The sequence below is a fragment of the uncultured Sphingosinicella sp. genome (genome assembly GCF_963974575.1).
Taxonomy (GTDB): Bacteria; Pseudomonadota; Alphaproteobacteria; order Sphingomonadales; family Sphingomonadaceae; genus Sphingosinicella.
In genome coordinates, this window is sequence record NZ_CAXBBQ010000009.1 from 1 (window position 1) to 18,506 (window position 18,506).

Sequence of the window (18,506 nt, forward strand, 5' to 3'; positions counted from 1 at the left end):
GGGTTCGGGCACCGCCGACTTTCCGACGCCTCACGGCGTCCGAAACTCTAAACGGCAGCTGACCGTCCGCTTTATGTGTCGACGACTTAGAGAACTTCGCCGCAGCCCTCGTAGCGCTTGCGATCAAGCGTCATGGTGACGGTGTAGGCGTAGGGCTTGCCGCTCATCGCGTCCTCGCAGGCCTTCTTTACGATCGAGACGGCGAGCGACGATTTGCCCTGTGAAACGGCGAAGCTGCTCGTGCCTTCGAGCGCGAGGCGGGCGGGCGCCTTGAACGTCGCGGTCTTCGAACCGTAATCGGCGATCACCTCCACATTGTGGCCGGTTGCGATGTCCATCGTCCAGCCCGGTTCCTGCCCGACCGCATGGAAGCGGACCGGAGGCCCTGACGCGGCCGGTTCGGGAAAGCCGCCCGGCTGATCCCATTCGCGCGGCCCGTTGACGCGCCAGATTTCCTTGCCCGTCGCGTCGTAAAGCACGGTGAAGGGCAGGCCCGGCGCGCCGAGCGTGGTGGCGAGCGCGCCTTCCTCGTCGAGGAGGATGGTCATATGCTGAAGCTTCGCCTTGGCGAGGAAAGGCTTCACCTTCTCCCAGCCCTGCAGATCCTGGCTGATGCCGACCACCGCCATCTCGCCCGCCTTCGCCTTCGCGAGTCCGTCGAGCGCGGGCATTTCGGCGACGCACGGCGCGCACCAGGTTGCCCACAGGTTCACGAGCACGGGTTTGCCGCGATAATCGGCGAGCGTCACCTTGGTGCCGTCCGCGCGCGCAAAGGCCTGCGTCGGCGCGGGGGTTCCGGCCTGTGACGTATCGACCGTGCCGGTCTCCGCTTTCTTTGCCGCCGGAGCCGCACTTTCTTGCGGGGCGAGCGCGTCTGCTTTATCGGCCTCCTTGGCCTTGCCGCAGGCGGAAAGCGGCATGAGAACGAGGATCGCGAACATTACAGACCGCATTGCAAACTCCAATGACATGTGGGGCGGCCGCTTCGCTGAAGGGCCGTCGGCAGTCATGCGCGACATTAATGTTTCCATCGGTGTGGACAAGCGCCTGTGGCGTCAGGACATCGCCGGCAGCCGCGCGCACGCCGCGATGCTGGCGGCGGCGGGCATCCTTTCCAAGGGTGACGCTTCCGAAATCGCGCGCGGCCTCGATGCGATCGAAGCGGAGTATGAAGCGGGCGGTCTTGTAGAAAACGCCGCGCTCGAAGACATCCACATGCATGTCGAGGCGCGGCTGAAGGAAATCATCGGCGAGCCCGCCGGGCGGCTGCACACGGCGCGCTCGCGCAACGATCAGGTGGCGACCGATTTCCGCCTGTGGGTCCGCGATGCGATCGACGCGATCGATGCAGGGCTCGGCGGTTTCCAGAAGGCGCTCCTCATGCGCGCGGAGCAGCACGCGGCGGATGTGATGCCGGGCTTCACGCATCTGCAGACCGCGCAGCCGGTGACGCTCGGCCATCACCTGATGGCGTATCACGAGATGACGCGGCGTGATCGCGGCCGCTTCGCCGATGCGCGGGCAAGGCTCAACGAATCGCCGCTCGGCGCCGCAGCGCTTGCAGGCACGTCGTTCCCGATCGATCGCCAGGCGACCGCGAAGGCACTCGGCTTCGATCGCCCGATGGCGAATAGCCTCGACGCCGTCTCGGACCGCGACTTCGCGCTCGAATTCCTTTCCGCCGCAGCAATGGCAGGGCTGCATCTGTCGCGCCTTGCCGAGGAGATCATCATCTGGGCGAGCCAGCCCTACGGCTTCGTCAAGCTGCCCGATGCTTTCTCGACCGGCTCATCGATCATGCCGCAGAAGCGCAACCCCGATGCCGCCGAACTCGTACGTGCGAAGGCGGGTCTGTTCCTAGGCGCATACCAGCGGCTCGCCATCATCATGAAGGGCCTGCCGCTCGCCTATTCGAAGGACATGCAGGACGACAAGGCGCCGGTGTTCGAGGCGTTCGACACGCTCGCGCTCTGCCTCGCCGCGATGACCGGCATGGTGGAGACGATCACGTTCGATACCGCCCGGATGCGCGCGGCGGCGGGCACGGGCTTTTCCACCGCGACCGACCTTGCCGACTGGCTGGTGCGTGAGGGCGGCGTGCCTTTCCGCGAGGCACATCACATCACCGGGCGCTGCGTCGCGGCTGCCGAGGCGGCGGGCTGCGACCTTGCCGACCTGCCGTTGGAGACGCTGTGCGGTATCGATGCGCGGATCGATGAGCGGGTTTTCGGCGTGCTCACGGTCGATGCGTCGGTCGCGAGCCGGACCAGCTTCGGCGGCACGTCGCCCGCGAACGTGCGCGCGGCGGTTGCGACCGCGCGGGGGGCGGGCGCATGAAGGCGGCGCTTCCACTCCTGCTTCTGCTTGCCGCGTGCGGTGCCAAGGGTCCGCTCGCGTGGCCGGAGGGTGGCCCGCCCGCGCCGCCGCCCGGCGTCAAGGAACCGCTGACGACCGAACAAATGCTCGAGCCGCCTGCGCAGGCCGCGCCCGCGCGCGTCGACGATCCCGTCCGCCGCTCGGAAGAGCGCCGCGACGACGAATTTGATCTGCCGCCGGGGCTCTGATGGACCATTTTGAGCACAGGAACGGCCGCCTGATGGCCGAGGATGTCGACGTGGCCGCGCTTGCGGACGCCGTCGGCACGCCCTTCTATTGCTATTCGTCGGCGACGATCGAGCGGCACTTCACCGTGTTCCGCGATGCGGTGGCGGGTGCAGGCAATGCTCCGCCGCTCGTCGCCTATGCGGTGAAGGCGAACTCGAACCAGGCGGTGATCGCGACGCTGGCGCGGATCGGCGCGGGGGCGGACGTCGTTTCGCTCGGCGAGATGAAGCGCGCGCTCGCGGCGGGCGTCCCGGCCGAGCGCATCGTCTTCTCGGGCGTCGGCAAGACGGCCGACGAGATGGAGGCCGCGATTCACGCGGGCGTCTTTCAGATCAATCTTGAATCGCTGCCCGAGGCGGAGATGCTCTCGGCGGTCGCGGCGCGCATGGGGCGCACGGTGCCGGTGGCGTTCCGTGTGAACCCCGATGTGGACGCGGGCACGCACGCCAAGATTTCGACCGGCAAGGCCGAGAACAAGTTCGGCATTCCGATCGATACCGCGCAGCAGGCGTTTGCGCTGGCAGCGGCACTTCCCGGCATCGAGCCGGTCGGCGTCGCGCTCCATATCGGCAGCCAGCTGACCGATCTTGCCCCGCTGGAGCAGGCGTTCACCCGTCTTGGCGCCCTGATTGCGGAGCTGCGCGCGGCGGGCCACACGGTCAGCCGCGCCGATCTCGGCGGCGGACTCGGCGTGCCCTATGCGGCGCACACGCCCGGACCGCCGCTTCCCGAGGCCTACGGTGCCATGGTCGCGCGCGTCACCGCGGATTGGGACGTGCGCCTCACCTTCGAGCCGGGGCGCGTGATCGTGGGGAACGCGGGCGTGCTCGTCTCGCGCGTCATCCGCGTAAAGAGCGGCGCGACGACCGACTTCGTCATCATCGACGCGGCGATGAACGATCTGCTCCGCCCCAGCCTCTACGACGCGTGGCACGACATCGATTCGGTGATGCAAACGGATGCGCGCATGATCGCCACCGTGGTCGGCCCGGTCTGCGAAACCGGCGACACGTTTGCGGAAGGGCGTGAGATTCCAGCGGTGGAGGCCGGCGATCTGGTCGTATTCCGTACGGCGGGCGCTTATGGTGCAGCGATGGCTTCGACCTACAATTCCCGCCTGCTGACGCCCGAAGTGCTGGTGAAGGGCGACAAGTGGGCGCTGGTGCGGCCGCGCAGCACGATCGAGGATCTGATCGCGCAGGACCGCGTGCCGAACTGGGTAGGGTAGCGCGATGACCGCGCCCGCGCCGCAGCAAGCCTTCCTTGCCGCGATGCGCGCGCCGCTCGCCCTTTCGGGCATCGTTCTCGCCGCAGAGCGCGCGCTGCCGCGCGAGCTTGGCCTTGTGCTCACGCTCTGGCTGCTGTGGATCGCAGCCGCATTGCTTGGGCTCGCACAGGTGCTGCCGGGCACGCTGCGCGTCGCGCTGCTCGCACTCCTCATCGTCGGCAGTGCTGCCTTGCTGGTTCGTGCAGCATGGCGCATCGGCATTCCCACGCCCGCTGCGCGCCGGGCCCGACTGGAGCGAGGCGGCGGGCTCAGCCGGGGGGTGCTTGCGCTCGTCGACGACGCACCCGTCAGCGATCCCGATGGCTTCGCCGCCGCGCTCTGGGACCGTGCGCTGGCCGATGCACGGAAATTTCGTCCACGCCTGGGTCGCCTCGAATGGCAACCGACGCTCGAAACCCGTTACGGGCTCTGGCCGCTCATCGGCACGGCGCTGTTCCTCGGCCTGATGCTCGCGAAGGCGGAAGCGCCGCAGAGGCTGGCGGCCGCCTTCTCGCCATGGTCGACGACGCTCGAAGGCGTGCGTATCGCGGTCACGCTGGAGCCGCCCGCCTATGTAGGCGCGCCGCCGCGCCGTATCGATCTGAAGGGCGGCGCGGGTGCCGCGCTTGATGGCCTCGCCGCAAGCCGGGTGACGATCCGCGTCGAAGGCCTTGAAGGCGCCTGGCATGTCGCCGGACCGGGCATCGATGCAGCGGCGGAAGGTGGGCGCGTGTCCTTTCCGCTGAAACGCGCAGGCGAATACAGCGTGCAACAGGGCGCCAGGCGCATCGCCGCGCTCGATCTTTCGCTCGCCGCCGATATCAGGCCTGCGATCCGTTTCGATGGCGATCCTGGCATCACCCCCACCGGCGCGCTTCGGCTCGGCTTCCGCCTGCGCGACGATCACGGTGTCTCCGCGCTGTCGCTGCGCGTCCGGCGTGGCAAGGACGTGCGTGACGTCGATCTTGAAACGCGCGTGCCGCCCGGCCGGGGCAGCGTCTTCGCCGATCTCACGCCGCATCCGTTCGCCGGATCAACCGTCGAACTGATGTTCGTCGCCACCGACGGCGCGGGGCAAGAGGGCGTGTCGCCGCCCATCCGTATCACGCTCCCACAGCGCCGCTTCGCCAACCCGCTCGCGCAGGCGATCGTCGCCGTGCGCGCCGATCTGCTCGCCGGCGCAAAAAGAAGCATCATAGCGCGCCGCCTTTCGGGGCTGGCGGCAGACCATCCCGCGTATCAGGGCGACCTCGGCGTGTTCGCAGGTCTGCGCGCCGCGACGTGGCGGCTCGTCCACGATACGCGCAAGGACGCGCGGGACAGCATCGCGGCGTTGCTGTGGGACATCGCCACCGATCTTGAAGATGGCGGCGCGACGCAGGCGATGGATGCGATGCGCCGCGCGATGGAAGATCTGGCGCGTGGCATCGGCGCGGGCGATGACGCTTCGCTTGCGGCGATGGCGGACCGGCTGGAAGCTGCGATGAGCGAGTATCTCAGCCGCCAGATCCAAGCCGCACTTGCCGAAGGCGGTGCCCAGCCGCCCTCATCGGCAGGCGGCGCGGGCGCGTCGGTCGATCTCGGTTTCCTCGACCAGATGTTCGCGGACCTTCGTGACCGGCTGGCGGCAGGCGACAAGGCAGGGGCGGCAGAGGCGCTCGCGAACCTTCGTCAGCTCATGGAAACGATCCGCTTCGGCAATGCGCCGCCCGATCCGGCGGCACAGGCCCGCGCCGCCGCCGCTGCCGAGGCCGCACAGGCACTGCGCGCGATCGAGGCGCGGCAGGGCGCGCTGCGCGACGCGACGATCGCCGACATGATCGAGGCCTCGTTCGGAAACGACAGCGGCCTTCGCGAAAATGCTCCGCCGCAGCGCACGCTGGGGTCGGACACCGAAGCGCTCGTCAAACAGTTCGGCGCGGCCGGTGTGCCGGCGCCGCAGCCGCTCGGCGCGGCCGCGAAGGCAATGGGGGAAGCGGCACGCGCGCTCGGCACCGGGGATGCAGGTGGTGCGATCCGGGCGCAAACGCGCGCGCTCGATCTGCTCCGGCAGGCGGCGAACGCGGCGGAGGCGACGGCGCAGCAGATGGCGCAGGCGGCGGGCGCGGGCGCGATGCAGCCGGGCGCGGCAGGCTCGGGCCTCGATCCGCTCGGGCGTCCCGGCACGGGGTTCGGGCAGGGCGCAGTCAAGCTGCCAGACCAGGCGGATGTGCGGCGTATCCAGCAGATACGAAAGATTCTCGAAGAACGCGCAAGCGACCCCTCGCGTTCGGAAGAGGAACGGGGCTATTACCTTAGGCTTCTCAAGCGTTTCTAGGATGGGAGAGCGAGAGCGGATGCGCAAGGTTCGGACAGCGGTGTTTCCCGTCGGCGGTCTCGGCACGCGGTTTCTGCCCGCGACGAAAGCGATGCCCAAGGAGATGCTGCCCGTCGTCGACCGGCCGCTGATCCAGTATGCGGTCGACGAGGCGGTGGCGGCGGGGATCGAGCAGATGATCTTCGTCACCGGCCGTGGCAAGAACGCCATCGAAGACCATTTCGATCGCCACTACGAACTCGAATCCACTCTCGGCGAACGCGGCAAGAGCGAGGTGCTGGCGCAGCTTGAGGGCACGCGCTTTGCAGCCGGGACGATCGCCTATGTCCGTCAGCGCGAGCCGCTTGGGCTTGGCCATGCCGTCTGGTGCGCGCGGCATCTGATCGGCGATAATCCGTTCGCGGTTTTGCTGCCTGACGAGCTGCTTTGGAATCCGGCGCGGCCTTGCCTGAAGGCGATGATCGAGGCGCACGCCGAAGTTGGCGGCAATGTGATCGGTGTGCTCGATGTGCCGCGCGAACACACGCACCGCTATGGCATCGTCTCGCCAGGCGCACAGCGCGGTGCGCTTACCGAAGTGCTCGGCCTCGTCGAGAAGCCGAAGCCCGCCGATGCGCCCTCCACGATGGCGGCGATCGGCCGCTACATCCTCGAACCCGCCATCATGGATAAGCTGGAGGCGCGCAAGCGCGGCGCGGGTGACGAGATACAGCTTACCGACGCGATGGCGGAACTGATCGGCAGTTCGCCTTTCCACGCGCTGCCGTTCGAAGGCACGCGCTATGATTGCGGCGACAAGGCCGGCTACGTGACGGCGAACATCGCGCTTGCGCTCGAACGCGCGGACATCGGCCCGGAAGTGAGGGCGTGGATCGACGCGAACGTGCGTTGATGCCGCCGTCCGGCCTTCAACCGCCGTCGCTCGGGCGCTTTGCGCTGGAGGTGAAGGCCGTGCCGGAACTGTGCCGGTTCGTCATGAAAAGCCGGACGCACGGCCTCGCGAAGGGCGATGGTCATCCCGTGCTGGTGTTTCCCGGCTTCCTTGCCGGCGATGCGCTCACGTGGCCGCTCCGGCGCCGTCTCACGGCGCTCGGCTATTGGAATGCCGGGTGGCGCTTTGGTACCAATCTCGGCCTCAAACCCGGCCTGCTTGCGCAGATGGTGCATTATGTGAAGTCGGTGCATGCCGGGCAGAAGCGCAAAGTGAGCCTCGTCGGCTGGAGCCTCGGCGGGCTCTATGCGCGCGAGATCGCGAAACGCATCCCCGACCGCGTGCGCCTGATCGTAACGCTGGGAACGCCTGCCGCCCGCGACCTCCACGCCAACAACGCGTGGCGGCTCTACGAGCGGCTGAACGACCATAGCGTGGACGCGCCGCCGATCGAAACCAATCTCATGGAGTTGCCGCCGGTACCGGTGACGTCGATCCTGACACCGTTCGACGGCATCGTAGCACCCGAGAGCGCCGACATCGGCAGCGGCCCGACGTGGGAGACGCTGAAAGTGCGCGGCACGCATATCGGGCTTGCGTGGAACGCCGACGTGCTACGCATCGTGGCCGATCGGCTGGCGCAGCCGGAAGCAGGGTGGGGACCTTACCGACCGAAGGGCTGACGGTGCGCGGCTGAACCCCTCAATAGAAAAAGGCCCGGCATTTTCATGCACGGGCCTTTTTCATTCGGCAGTCTTGCAGCTGTGCGCTCAGTTGGTGGCGACGGCCTGCATTGCCTCGTAGCGGGCAACCTGCTTTTCAGCGACGGCACGCTCGATGTCCGTCTTCGCGAGGCGCACGTCCTCGCGGGCATCGGAGAGCTTCTTGGAAACCTCGTCGGCCTTGATCTCCGCGACCGGAACCGCGTTTTCGGCGAGGATGGTGAGACCGCTGTCGTTCACCTCGGCAAAGCCGCCGTCGATGAAGATGCGCGTCGCCGGGCTGCTCGCGCTTTCATAAACCTCGATCGCGCCGGGACGGATCGTGGACATGAAAGGCGCGTGGCCCGCAAGCACGCCGAAGTCACCTTCCGTGCCCGGCACGACCACCATGTGGACGTCGCCGGAACGTAGAAGCCGCTCGGGGCTCACCAGTTCGAAGTGGAGGTTGTCCGCCATTTAGGCTGCTTCCGCCGCCATCTTCTTGGCCTTCTCGACCGCCTCTTCGATGCCGCCGACCATGTAGAAGGCTGCTTCCGGAAGGTGATCGTACTCGCCGTCCACAACCGCCTTGAACGAGCGGACCGTGTCCTCGATCGCGACGAACTTGCCGGGGATGCCGGTGAAGACTTCGGCGACGTGGAACGGCTGCGAAAGGAAGCGCTGGATCTTGCGGGCGCGGCTGACGGTCAGCTTGTCCTCTTCCGAGAGCTCGTCCATGCCGAGAATGGCGATGATGTCCTGCAGCGACTTGTACTTCTGCAGGATTTCCTGAACGCGGCGGGCCGTCTCGTAATGCTCCTGGCCGACGACGCGCGGCTCAAGCACGCGCGAGGTGGAGTCGAGCGGATCGACGGCTGGATAAATGCCCAGCTCCGAAATCGCGCGGCTGAGCACGGTCGTCGCGTCGAGGTGGGCGAACGACGTCGCCGGCGCCGGGTCGGTAAGATCGTCGGCGGGCACGTAGATGGCCTGCACCGAGGTGATCGAGCCCTTGTTGGTGGAGGTGATGCGCTCCTGAAGCTGGCCCATGTCCGTCGACAGCGTCGGCTGATAGCCCACCGCCGAAGGAATGCGGCCGAGCAGCGCCGACACTTCCGAGCCCGCCTGCGTGAAGCGGAAGATGTTGTCGACGAAGAACAGCACGTCCTGGCCTTCGACGTCGCGGAAGTATTCGGCAATCGTCAGGCCCGACAGGGCGACGCGCGCGCGCGCTCCCGGCGGCTCGTTCATCTGGCCGAACACGAGCGCGACCTTGGAGCCTTCCGGCGTCGGGTTGCCGTCGGCGTCCTTGGCGATGACGCCCGCGTCGAGGAACTCGTGATAGAGATCGTTACCCTCGCGGGTGCGCTCGCCGACGCCCGCGAACACCGAGGTGCCGCCGTGCCCCTTGGCGATGTTGTTGATCAGCTCCTGGATGAGCACGGTCTTGCCCACGCCGGCGCCGCCGAACAGGCCGATCTTGCCGCCCTTCGCGTAAGGCGCGAGCAGGTCGATGACCTTGATGCCGGTGACGAGGATCGAGGTTTCCGTCGATTGGTCGACGAACAGCGGGGCCTCGGCGTGGATCGGGGCGCTGAGATCGGTGTTCACCGGGCCGCGCTCGTCGATCGGCTCGCCGATGACGTTGAGGATGCGGCCGAGCGTCTGCGGGCCGACCGGCACGCGGATCTGCGCGCCCGTATCGGTGACGTCCTGGCCGCGCGTCAGGCCGTCCGTCGCGTCCATGGCGATCGTGCGGACCATGTTCTCGCCGAGGTGCTGCGCAACCTCGAGAACGAGGCGCTTGCCCTGGTTCGTCGTTTCAAGCGCCGAAAGGATCGCCGGCAGTTCCTTCTCGAACTGCACGTCGACGACGGCGCCGATGACCTGCGCGATGCGGCCGGTGTTGTTGGTCGTCTTGGCCATGGGTCTCTATCCTTGCCTTCGTATCTGACTAGAGCGCTTCGGCGCCCGAAATGATCTCGACGAGTTCGGTGGTGATCGCTGCCTGGCGCTGCCGGTTGTACTGGATCGACAGGCGGTTGATCATGTCGCCGGCGTTGCGCGTGGCGTTGTCCATCGCGGTCATGCGGCTGCCCTGCTCGGACGCGGCGTTTTCCAGGAGCGCGCGGAAGATCTGCACCGAAAGGTTGCGCGGCAACAGGTCCGCGAGAATGCCTTCCTCGTCCGGCTCGTACTCGACGGCCGCGGAGACACCCGCCGCTGCCTCGCCGCCGCCGGCCTGCACCGGAACGGGGAGGATCTGCTGCTCGGTCGGCTCCTGCACCAGTGCCGACTGGAACTTCGCATAATACATGTAGGCGACATCGAACTCGCCCGCCTCGTAGCGTGCGGCGATGTCATCGGCGATCGGCGCGGCGTGCTCGAACGCGATCTGCTTGACGCCCGCGAACTCGGTGGATGCGATGATCGTGCCGGGGAACAGGCGGCGGATAACGGCGCCGCCCTTCTTGCCGACGAGATAGAATTTCACCGTCTTGCCCGCGGCGATCAGCGCCTGCGCGCGCTGGCGCGCCGCTTTCACGATATTCGCGTTGAAGGCGCCGGCAAGGCCACGGTCCGACGTGCAGACGACGAGGAGATAGGTCTCCTCCTTGCCCGAGCCCGTCAGCATCTTGGAGGTCTGCGGACCCGGCGTGATGCGCGCACCCAGAGAGGCAACGACCGCTTCGATCCGGCTCGCGTAGGGACGGCCCGCCTCAGCGGCTTCCTGCGCGCGGCGCAGTTTGGCGGCCGCCACCATCTTCATAGCCTTCGTGATCTTCTGGGTCGATTTGACCGAGGCGATCCGAAGCTTGAGGGATTTGAGGGTTGCCATCTAGGGTCCGGCCTTATGCGAAGGTCCGCACGAATTCCTTGAGGATTTCGTGCAGCTTGGCCGTGGTTTCGTCGGAGAGCGCGCCTGTCTCGCGGATGCTGCGCAGGACTTCGCCGTTGTTGGCACGCAGATCCGAGAGGAATGCGGCTTCGAAGCGCGTCACGGCGTTCGCCGGGATGCCGTCGAGATAGCCGTTCACGCCCGAGAAGATCGAAGCGACCTGCTCTTCGACCGGCATCGGCGAGAACTGCGGCTGCTTCAGAAGCTCGGTGAGGCGCGCGCCGCGATTGAGAAGCCGCTGCGTCGAGGCGTCGAGATCCGAACCGAACTGCGCGAACGCCGCCATTTCGCGGTACTGCGCCAGCTCCAGCTTGATCGAGCCCGCGACCTTCTTCATCGCCTTGGTCTGCGCGGCGGAACCGACGCGGCTGACCGAAAGGCCGACGTTGATGGCCGGACGCACGCCCTGATAGAACAGGTCGGTTTCAAGGAAGATCTGGCCGTCGGTGATCGAAATCACGTTGGTCGGAATGTAGGCAGACACGTCGCCGGCCTGCGTTTCGATGATCGGAAGCGCGGTGAGCGAACCGTTGCCGTTCGCGTCGTTGAGCTTCGCGGCGCGCTCCAGAAGGCGCGAGTGCAGATAGAACACGTCGCCCGGATAGGCTTCGCGGCCCGGCGGGCGGCGCAGCAGCAGCGACATCTGGCGGTAAGCGACGGCCTGCTTGGAAAGATCGTCGTACACGATGACGGCGTGCATGCCATTGTCGCGGAAATATTCGCCCATCGCGCAGCCCGTGTAGGGCGCGAGGAACTGCAGCGGCGCCGGCTCAGAGGCCGTGGCGGCGACGACGATCGAATATTCCATCGCGCCGTTCTCTTCGAGCGCGCGCACGATCTGCGCCACGGTCGAACGCTTCTGGCCGATGGCGACATAGATGCAATAAAGCTTCTTCGATTCGTCCGTGCCCGCGTTGGCGCCCTTCTGGTTGATGAAGGTGTCGAGCGCGACGGCGGTCTTGCCGGTCTGACGGTCGCCGATGATCAGCTCGCGCTGGCCGCGGCCGACGGGGACGAGCGCGTCGAGCGCCTTGAGGCCGGTCTGCACCGGCTCGTGCACCGACTTGCGCGGGATGATGCCCGGCGCCTTCACCTCGACGAGGCGGCGCTCGGTCGATTCGATGGGGCCCTTGCCGTCAATGGGATTGCCGAGCGCGTCGACGACGCGGCCCAGAAGGCCCCTGCCGACCGGCACGTCGACGATGTCGCCGGTGCGCTTGACGGTGTCGCCTTCCTTGATGGTCGAATCCGACCCGAAGATCACGACGCCGACGTTGTCGACTTCGAGGTTCAGCGCCATGCCCTTGATGCCGCCCGGGAACTCGACCATTTCGCCCGCCTGGACGTTGTCGAGGCCGTGGACGCGCGCGATGCCGTCGCCGACCGACAGCACCTGGCCGACTTCCGAGACCTGCGCTTCGGTGCCGAAGTTCGCGATCTGGTCCTTGATGATGGCCGAAATCTCGGCGGCGCGGATATCCATCTTGCCTTAGCCTTTCATCGCCTGCGCCATCGCGCCAAGCTTGGTACGGATTGAACTGTCGATCATGCGGCTGCCGACCTTCACGACGAGGCCGCCGAGAATGGCGGGGTCGACATTGACGTCGAGCGCCACGTCGCGGCCGAGACCGGATTTCAGCTTTGCCTTCAGCGCGTGCTGCTGCTTCGCGGTCAGCGCTTGCGCGGCCGTGACTTCGGCGGTCACCTCGCCCCGATGGGCGGCGGCGAGGCCGTTATAGTCGCGGATGATCGCGGAAAGCGCGCCGAGGCGGCGGTTTTCCGCAAGCACGCCAAGGAATTTCGTGGTCAGTGGATCGAGATCCAGCGCCTTCGCGACACCCGCCACGGCCTTCGCCGCTTCGCCGCGTCCGATCCGGGGCGACAGCGTCAGCCCGCGGAAGTCTTCCGATTCGGAAAGCGCGGCGCGAACCGCAGCAAGGCTCGTCTCGACAGACTCGATCGCCTTGCCGTCACGGGCCAAATCGAACAATGCGGTGGCGTAACGCCCCGAAAGTCCGTGTGCCCTGCTCCCTGTATTGCCGCCTGTATCCACGCGTCCTCTTGGGTCTCGTTCGGTGTAAGCCCGGATGTCGAATTGCCTGCGCATAGCGAAGGGCACGCGAATGCACCCCCTTCACGACTGGCGGGGGCCGACTAGCACGCACCCCTCCATGTTGCAAGGCAGCAAGAGGCGGCAAAACACGGCCTGACGGGCACGCGACGAAATGCCCACATTGTAAGCCAAAAAAGCACTAAAGGTTGCGATTGTTCATCGGGATGGGCGTATGGAGGGGGCGTCCTTTGCCGAAGGGTTGAATGTCTTGCGTACTGTACGATTCGCGCCCGCCCGCTTCCTTTTGCCGCTCCTGGCGCTGCTGCTTCCGGCGTGCATCGCCCGCACGGCGGTCGACATCGTGACACTGCCCGTCAAGGCGGCGAGTGCCGGGGTCGATGCCGTCACCACCAGCCAGTCGGAGGCGGACGAGAAGCGCGGCCGCGAGATCAGGAAGCAGGAAGAGCGCATCGGGAAGGCCCGCCGCAAGTGCGAGGCTGCCCGCAAGCGCGGCGAATACGACGAGAAATGGTGCCCGATCGCGCAAGAAACCGTGCGCTATTAGCGGGGCATCCTACCCCCACACCGCCTTCAGCCGCCGGTCCTGTCCGCAGCCGTAGCGATAGGCGCGGTAGCGCAGGGCGTTCCGCTTCGCGAAATCCTGATGGTAGCCCTCGGCGGGGTAGAACGGGGCGGCGTCGCGGATCTCGGTCGTCACGGTCTTGCCGAAGTGTTTTTCGATTCGCGCCTTGTCGCCTTCCGCCAGTGTGCGCTGGTCGGCATTCGCGGCGAACACGGCGGTGTGGTAGGAGGCGCCCTTGTCGCAGAACTGGCCGGCCGGATCGAACGGATCGATATTGTGCCAGAAGGCGTCGAGCAGCTTCGCATAGCTCGTTTTCGTCGGATCATAGACGACGCGCACGGCTTCGAGATGGCCCGTGCCGCCTTCAGTGACCTTGCGATACGACGGGTTCTTCACATGCCCGCCCGCAAAGCCCGACACCGCTTCAATGACGCCGGGCTGCTTTTCCATCGCAGCCTCGGCGGACCAGAAACAGCCCATCGCAAAGACGGCCTCCGCGCGCCGCGGGCTTTCGGCGGGTGCGAATGCGGCGGCTGCAAGCAGCGCAAGGGCGAGGGCGCGTTTCATTCGCTTTCCGGTTCGAACGCCAGCGACACGCCGTTGATGCAGTGGCGCTTGCCGGTGGGGAGGGGGCCGTCGTCGAACACATGGCCGAGGTGCCCGCCGCAGTTGCCGCACAGCAGCTCGGTGCGGACCATGCCGTGGCTATGGTCGGGACGTTCGATGATCTCGCCGTCCGCGCGCGTGAAGCTCGGCCAGCCGCAGCCGCTGTCGAACTTGTCGGCGGAACGGTAAAGCACGGCGCCGCAGCCCGCGCAGACGAACTCGCCCTCGCGCTTTTCGTCGTTGAGCGGGCTCGACCAGGGCCGCTCGGTGCCGGCCTCGCGCAGCACGCGATACTGTTCGGAGGTCAGGCGCGCTTTCCATTCAGTTTCAGTCAGTGACGTGTCCATCTTCTGTCCTGTCATGTGGTTCGGGCGGGGACGAAATCGAGCGCGTCGCCATTGATGCAATGCCGCTTTCCGGTGGGCGGCGGCCCGTCGTTGAAGACATGCCCCAGATGCCCGCCACAGCGGCGGCAGAGCACCTCGGTGCGCACCATGCCCAGGGTGAGGTCGCGCTTCGTCAGCACGGCATCTTTCACGGCGCGCGTGAAGCTCGGCCAGCCGGTGCCGCTGTCGTACTTGTCGGCGGAACGGTAGAGCGGCAGCGCGCAGCCCGCGCAGGTGAAGGTGCCCTTGCGCTTTTCCTTCAGCAGGGGGCTCGTGAAGGGGCGTTCGGTGCCCGCTTCGCGCAGGATATAATATTGTTCGCCTGTCAGGCGGCGTTTCCATTCGGCATCGCTATAGCGGACGGGGAAGTCCCAGACCGGCTTCTCGTCCCCGGCAAGCGCCCAGCGGCCCACCAGACCGGCGCCCAGCAAACCGGCGCCCAAACCCAGAAATTCACGTCGGATCATGCACACATCCTCCGTGGGATTATACGTATGAGCCGTCCAAAAGGTTACAAGCTTCTAAAGCATCGTGCGGAAAAGTGGGAACCGGTATTCCGCACGAAACGATGCGACAACAAAGGCAGAGCGCGGTCCTGCGCCGGTTTTCACGCAGCGCTCTAAACGAAACTGTAAGGGTCGATGTCCACAGCGACGCGCACGTTGCGGGGCACTTCCACCCCTCCCAGCCAGTCAGCGATCAGCCCCTGCACGTCCGCCCGCCGCGCGGCGTGGACGAGCAGCCGGTGCCGGAAGCGTCCGCGCAGCAGCGAAAGCGGGGCCGGCGCGGGGCCAAGGATGGTGAGCCCGTCGATGCCCGTCGGCGCTGCGCGGCCGATCGCACGCGCCGTTGCCGCCACCTCCGCCTCGTCCGGTCCGGAAACGATGATCGCCGCCAGCCGTCCGAACGGCGGCATCGCGGCGGCGCGGCGCGCCTCGGTCTCGGCGGCGTAGAAGCCGGGCGCATCGCCTGCAACGAGCGCGGCGAGCACGGGCGCTTCGGGCTGGTGCGTCTGGATATAGACGTGCCCCGGCTTTTGCCCGCGCCCCGCGCGCCCCGCCACCTGGCTGATCTGCTGGAAGCTGCGCTCGCCCGCGCGAAGGTCGCCACCCTTCAGCGCTAGGTCCGCATCGACGACGCCGACGAGCGTCAGTTCGGGGAAGTGGTAGCCCTTGGTGATGAGCTGCGTGCCGATGAAGATGTCGATCTCGCCCGCGAGCGCGCTGTCGACGAGCGCCTTCGCCTGCGCGGGGGAGTGGATCGTGTCCGATGTGACGAGCGCGACGTTCGCGTCCGGGAACAGCGCCGCGACCTCTTCGGCGATGCGCTCCACGCCCGGCCCGCAGGGGACGAGGCTGTGTTCTTCGCCGCATTCGGGGCAGGCTTCCGGCACCGCCTCTACGAGCCCGCAGTGGTGGCATTGCAGGCGTTTGACCAGCCGGTGTTCAACCATCCACGCCGTGCAATTCGGGCATTCGATGCGTGTGCCGCAGTGGCGGCAGAGCGTCAGCGGCGCGTAGCCGCGCCGGTTGAGGAACAGCAGCACCTGTTCACCGCGCGCCAGCGTCGCCTTCATCGCCTCCACGAGCGGCGGCGCCAGCCAGCGGCCCTGTTCGGGCGGCGTGACGCGCAGGTCGATCGCTTCGATGCCGGGCATCTGCGCGCCGCCGAAGCGGCTGGCGAGTTCAAGGTGACGGTATCGGCCGCGCTGCACCTGCGCCAGCGTTTCGATCGCGGGCGTCGCGGTTGCGAGGACGATGGGAATCTCCTCAATCTGCGCGCGCATCACGGCGACATCGCGCGCGTGATAGGGAACGCCGTCCTCCTGTTTGAAGCTCGTCTCGTGCGCTTCGTCCACCACGATCAGCCGAAGGTCGGGGTAGGGGAGGAACAGCGCCGAGCGTGCGCCCACCACCACCTTCGCCGCGCCGCTCGCCGCCGCGCGCCATGCGGTGCGCCGCTCGGATGAGCGGAGGTCGCTGTGCCACTGCACGGGCTTGCAGCCGAAGCGCGCCTCGAACCGGCGCAGGAACGGCTCGGTCAGCGCGATTTCGGGCAGCAGCACGAGCGCCTGACCGCCCGCGTCGAGCGCTGCAGCGACGGCTTCGAGATACGTCTCGGTCTTGCCCGATCCGGTGACGCCGTCGAGCAGGAAGGGTGCGAAATCATGCGCCTTCACTGCGGCGACCAGTGCCGAGGCGGCGGCTTCCTGCTCCGCCTCAAGCACGGGCGGGCCGAAACTTGGGTCGGGAAGCGGCGGCGCGCGGTCCACCGACACCGTCACCGGCTCGATCGCACCTGCCGAAATGAGCCCGCGAATCACCGCGTCGGACACGCCCGACCATTCGGCAAGCTCGCGCACCAGCCCCTGCGCATCGCCGAGCGAAGAGAGTGCGGCCTCGCGCTTCTCCGTCATGCGTTCGGGCAGGATGCCGGAAACCCGGTATTCCGTAACGGTGCGCGCGCCATCGAGCGCGGCGGAAACGGACAGCACCATGCGCAGCACGGCGGCCGGCGGCACGAGGTAGTAAGCCGCCACCCACTCGACGAGCCGCCGCACGCTTGCCGGGATCGGCGGCACAGGCGCGACGCCCAGAATCGGCCGCAGCTTCGTGTCCGCGACCTCCGTCGTCGGCAACCGGTCAGCCTCCCACACCACGCCGTGCAGCTCGCGCGGCCCCAGCGGCACGCGTACGACACTCCCCACCGGCACGCCGTCCGCCGGCGCCCGGTAATCGAGGGGGCCGAGCGCGGCATTGCGGGTGAGAACACGGAGGCGGGGGGCGGGCATCGCGTCCTTATGTAGGGGTGCGCCCGCGAAGGCAAAGCCGCGCTATGGACGCCCTGCGATTCGAATCGCTAAGGGCTGTTCAAACGCCTCTTTCGAAAGCCCGACCCATGAAATTCTTCGTCGACACCGCCGACACCAAGGACATCGCCGACCTCGCCGCCACCGGGCTCCTCGACGGCGTGACGACGAACCCGTCGCTGATCCACAAGTCGGGGCGCGGTTTTGTCGAGGTCGTGACGGAAATCTGCAAGATCGTCGAAGGCCCGGTTTCGGCCGAAGTCGTCGCGCTCGATCACGAGACGATGATGAAGGAGGCCGAAGTTCTCCGCAAAATCGCCGATAACATCGCGATCAAGGTGCCGCTCACCATCGATGGGCTCAAGACCTGCAAGGCGCTCACCAGCGACGGCACGATGGTCAACGTCACGCTCTGCTTTTCGGCGAATCAGGCGCTGCTCGCAGCGAAGGCGGGGGCGACCTTCATCTCGCCGTTCGTCGGCCGTCACGATGACAACGGCCTCGATGGGATGCAGCTGATCAGCGACATCCGCCTCATCTACGACAACTACGACTTCGGGACCGAAATCCTCGTCGCCAGCATCCGTCACCCGATTCATGTGCTCGAATCGGCGAAGATCGGCGCGGACGTGATGACGGCGCCGCCCGCCGTGATCCGCGCGCTCTTCAACCACGTGCTCACCGACAAGGGCATCGCCGGCTTCCTCGCCGATTGGGAAAAGACCGGCCAGTCCATCCTGTAACGCTCAGCTTCTCTTAACCATGTCCGCGATAGAGTCGCGGGCATGGCCGTTCTCGATTTCCAGTCCGAAGCGCTGGTTCGCCTGCGCACCCGTGTCGCTGTTCTCGGCGAGGCAAACAATGATCTGCTCGCCTATGCGCGCGGTCACGCAGGCGCCGTGCAGCAGATCCACGCCGCCGCGCTCGCCGCGCTGGATGCGAGCGACTTCGAGCATCTGATCCACGTCGTCACGCAGGACTGGGTCGATATCCTCCGCATCGATGCCGTCGGCCTGGGGCTCACCACAAGCGGACAGGGCATCCGCGCCAGCGCGAGCGGCGTCCAGTTCATCGATCCCGAGCAGGTTGAGCTCTGGTGCCACCTGCTCCCCGTGGGGCAGGCGCGGAACGTCAAGCACGGCTCGCCGGTTTTCGGCCCCGCCGCCGACCTCATCCGCTCCGAGGCGCTGATCGCTCTGCGGCCCACGCCGCCCGCGCCCACCGGCATCATCGCGCTCGGTTCGCGCACTCCGCACAATTTCGGCGATTATCATGGCAACGAGCTTCTCGCCTTTCTCGGCGATGTGGTTTCGCGCATGATCGCGCGGTGGATGCAGATCGAGCCCTAGA

Annotated in this window: 19 protein-coding genes; 9 read left to right on the forward strand and 10 right to left on the reverse strand. The window is 67.0% G+C overall.

The window, feature by feature from the left end; translation table 11 throughout:
* Positions 1 to 86: 86 nt before the first annotated feature.
* The gene (locus AAC014_RS15250) at positions 87 to 953 is read right to left on the reverse strand and encodes a redoxin family protein (RefSeq protein WP_339710055.1); all 867 of its coding nucleotides are present in this window, start codon (positions 951 to 953) and stop codon (positions 87 to 89) included.
* Between the two features lie 16 nt (positions 954 to 969).
* On the opposite strand from AAC014_RS15250, the gene argH reads away from it, so the two are divergent.
* Genes argH through AAC014_RS15280 form a run of 6 tightly spaced genes read left to right on the forward strand, consistent with a single transcriptional unit; the run spans position 970 to position 7,802 of the window.
* On the forward strand, positions 970 to 2,337 hold the full coding sequence (gene argH, locus AAC014_RS15255; RefSeq protein WP_339710376.1) for an argininosuccinate lyase: 1,368 nt from the start codon (positions 970 to 972) through the stop codon (positions 2,335 to 2,337).
* Complete coding sequence (locus AAC014_RS15260; RefSeq protein ID WP_339710057.1) at positions 2,334 to 2,564, forward strand: hypothetical protein; 231 nt, start codon at positions 2,334 to 2,336, stop codon at positions 2,562 to 2,564. The genes argH and AAC014_RS15260 overlap by 4 nt, the downstream gene beginning before the upstream one ends.
* Positions 2,564 to 3,832: a diaminopimelate decarboxylase gene (gene lysA / locus AAC014_RS15265; RefSeq protein WP_339710059.1), complete on the forward strand. Its 1,269-nt coding sequence runs from the start codon at positions 2,564 to 2,566 to the stop codon at positions 3,830 to 3,832. Before AAC014_RS15260 ends, lysA begins: the two co-directional genes overlap by 1 nt.
* A gap of 4 nt (positions 3,833 to 3,836) precedes the next feature.
* Complete coding sequence (locus AAC014_RS15270; protein ID WP_339710061.1) at positions 3,837 to 6,188, forward strand: DUF4175 family protein; 2,352 nt, start codon at positions 3,837 to 3,839, stop codon at positions 6,186 to 6,188.
* A gap of 19 nt (positions 6,189 to 6,207) precedes the next feature.
* A complete protein-coding gene (gene galU / locus AAC014_RS15275; protein WP_339710063.1) occupies positions 6,208 to 7,080 on the forward strand; it encodes a UTP--glucose-1-phosphate uridylyltransferase GalU in 873 nt (290 codons plus the stop codon).
* Complete coding sequence (locus tag AAC014_RS15280; protein ID WP_339710065.1) at positions 7,056 to 7,802, forward strand: alpha/beta hydrolase; 747 nt, start codon at positions 7,056 to 7,058, stop codon at positions 7,800 to 7,802. The genes galU and AAC014_RS15280 overlap by 25 nt, the downstream gene beginning before the upstream one ends.
* 87 nt (positions 7,803 to 7,889) lie before the next feature.
* Here AAC014_RS15280 and AAC014_RS15285 read toward each other — a convergent pair whose 3' ends face one another.
* Genes AAC014_RS15285 through AAC014_RS15305 form a run of 5 tightly spaced genes read right to left on the reverse strand, consistent with a single transcriptional unit; the run spans position 7,890 to position 12,772 of the window.
* Positions 7,890 to 8,297 carry a F0F1 ATP synthase subunit epsilon gene (locus AAC014_RS15285; protein ID WP_339710067.1) on the reverse strand — a complete coding sequence of 136 codons (408 nt, stop codon included), beginning with the start codon at positions 8,295 to 8,297 and terminating at the stop codon, positions 7,890 to 7,892.
* Positions 8,298 to 9,746 (reverse strand): F0F1 ATP synthase subunit beta, encoded by a 1,449-nt coding sequence (gene atpD / locus AAC014_RS15290; protein ID WP_339710070.1) that lies wholly within the window; start codon positions 9,744 to 9,746, stop codon positions 8,298 to 8,300.
* 28 nt (positions 9,747 to 9,774) lie between these two features.
* The gene (locus AAC014_RS15295; RefSeq protein ID WP_339710072.1) at positions 9,775 to 10,659 is read right to left on the reverse strand and encodes a F0F1 ATP synthase subunit gamma; all 885 of its coding nucleotides are present in this window, start codon (positions 10,657 to 10,659) and stop codon (positions 9,775 to 9,777) included.
* Between the two features lie 13 nt (positions 10,660 to 10,672).
* Positions 10,673 to 12,202, reverse strand: a complete 1,530-nt coding sequence (gene atpA / locus AAC014_RS15300; RefSeq protein WP_339710075.1) for a F0F1 ATP synthase subunit alpha — start codon at positions 12,200 to 12,202, stop codon at positions 10,673 to 10,675.
* 6 nt (positions 12,203 to 12,208) lie between these two features.
* Positions 12,209 to 12,772: a F0F1 ATP synthase subunit delta gene (locus AAC014_RS15305; RefSeq protein WP_339710077.1), complete on the reverse strand. Its 564-nt coding sequence runs from the start codon at positions 12,770 to 12,772 to the stop codon at positions 12,209 to 12,211.
* Between the two features lie 268 nt (positions 12,773 to 13,040).
* On the opposite strand from AAC014_RS15305, the gene AAC014_RS15310 reads away from it, so the two are divergent.
* Complete coding sequence (locus AAC014_RS15310) at positions 13,041 to 13,337, forward strand: hypothetical protein (RefSeq protein ID WP_339710079.1); 297 nt, start codon at positions 13,041 to 13,043, stop codon at positions 13,335 to 13,337.
* A 9-nt stretch (positions 13,338 to 13,346) separates the two neighbouring features.
* Here AAC014_RS15310 and msrA read toward each other — a convergent pair whose 3' ends face one another.
* The 4 genes from msrA to AAC014_RS15330 all read right to left on the reverse strand — a co-directional run bounded on the left by msrA (position 13,347) and on the right by AAC014_RS15330 (position 17,138).
* A complete protein-coding gene (msrA, locus tag AAC014_RS15315; protein WP_339710081.1) occupies positions 13,347 to 13,922 on the reverse strand; it encodes a peptide-methionine (S)-S-oxide reductase MsrA in 576 nt (191 codons plus the stop codon).
* On the reverse strand, positions 13,919 to 14,308 hold the full coding sequence (msrB, locus tag AAC014_RS15320) for a peptide-methionine (R)-S-oxide reductase MsrB (protein ID WP_339710084.1): 390 nt from the start codon (positions 14,306 to 14,308) through the stop codon (positions 13,919 to 13,921). Before msrB (AAC014_RS15320) ends, msrA begins: the two co-directional genes overlap by 4 nt.
* Before the next feature lie 11 nt (positions 14,309 to 14,319).
* Positions 14,320 to 14,814, reverse strand: coding sequence for a peptide-methionine (R)-S-oxide reductase MsrB (gene msrB / locus AAC014_RS15325; protein WP_339710086.1), 495 nt, complete (start codon positions 14,812 to 14,814; stop codon positions 14,320 to 14,322).
* A gap of 152 nt (positions 14,815 to 14,966) precedes the next feature.
* Positions 14,967 to 17,138 (reverse strand): primosomal protein N', encoded by a 2,172-nt coding sequence (locus tag AAC014_RS15330; RefSeq protein ID WP_339710088.1) that lies wholly within the window; start codon positions 17,136 to 17,138, stop codon positions 14,967 to 14,969.
* Positions 17,139 to 17,245: 107 nt separating this feature from the next.
* Here AAC014_RS15330 and fsa point away from each other — a divergent pair, with 107 nt between their 5' ends.
* Positions 17,246 to 17,899 carry a fructose-6-phosphate aldolase gene (gene fsa / locus AAC014_RS15335; protein WP_339710091.1) on the forward strand — a complete coding sequence of 218 codons (654 nt, stop codon included), beginning with the start codon at positions 17,246 to 17,248 and terminating at the stop codon, positions 17,897 to 17,899.
* A gap of 42 nt (positions 17,900 to 17,941) precedes the next feature.
* Positions 17,942 to 18,505 (forward strand): DUF484 family protein, encoded by a 564-nt coding sequence (locus AAC014_RS15340; protein WP_339710094.1) that lies wholly within the window; start codon positions 17,942 to 17,944, stop codon positions 18,503 to 18,505.
* Position 18,506 lies beyond the last annotated feature (1 nt).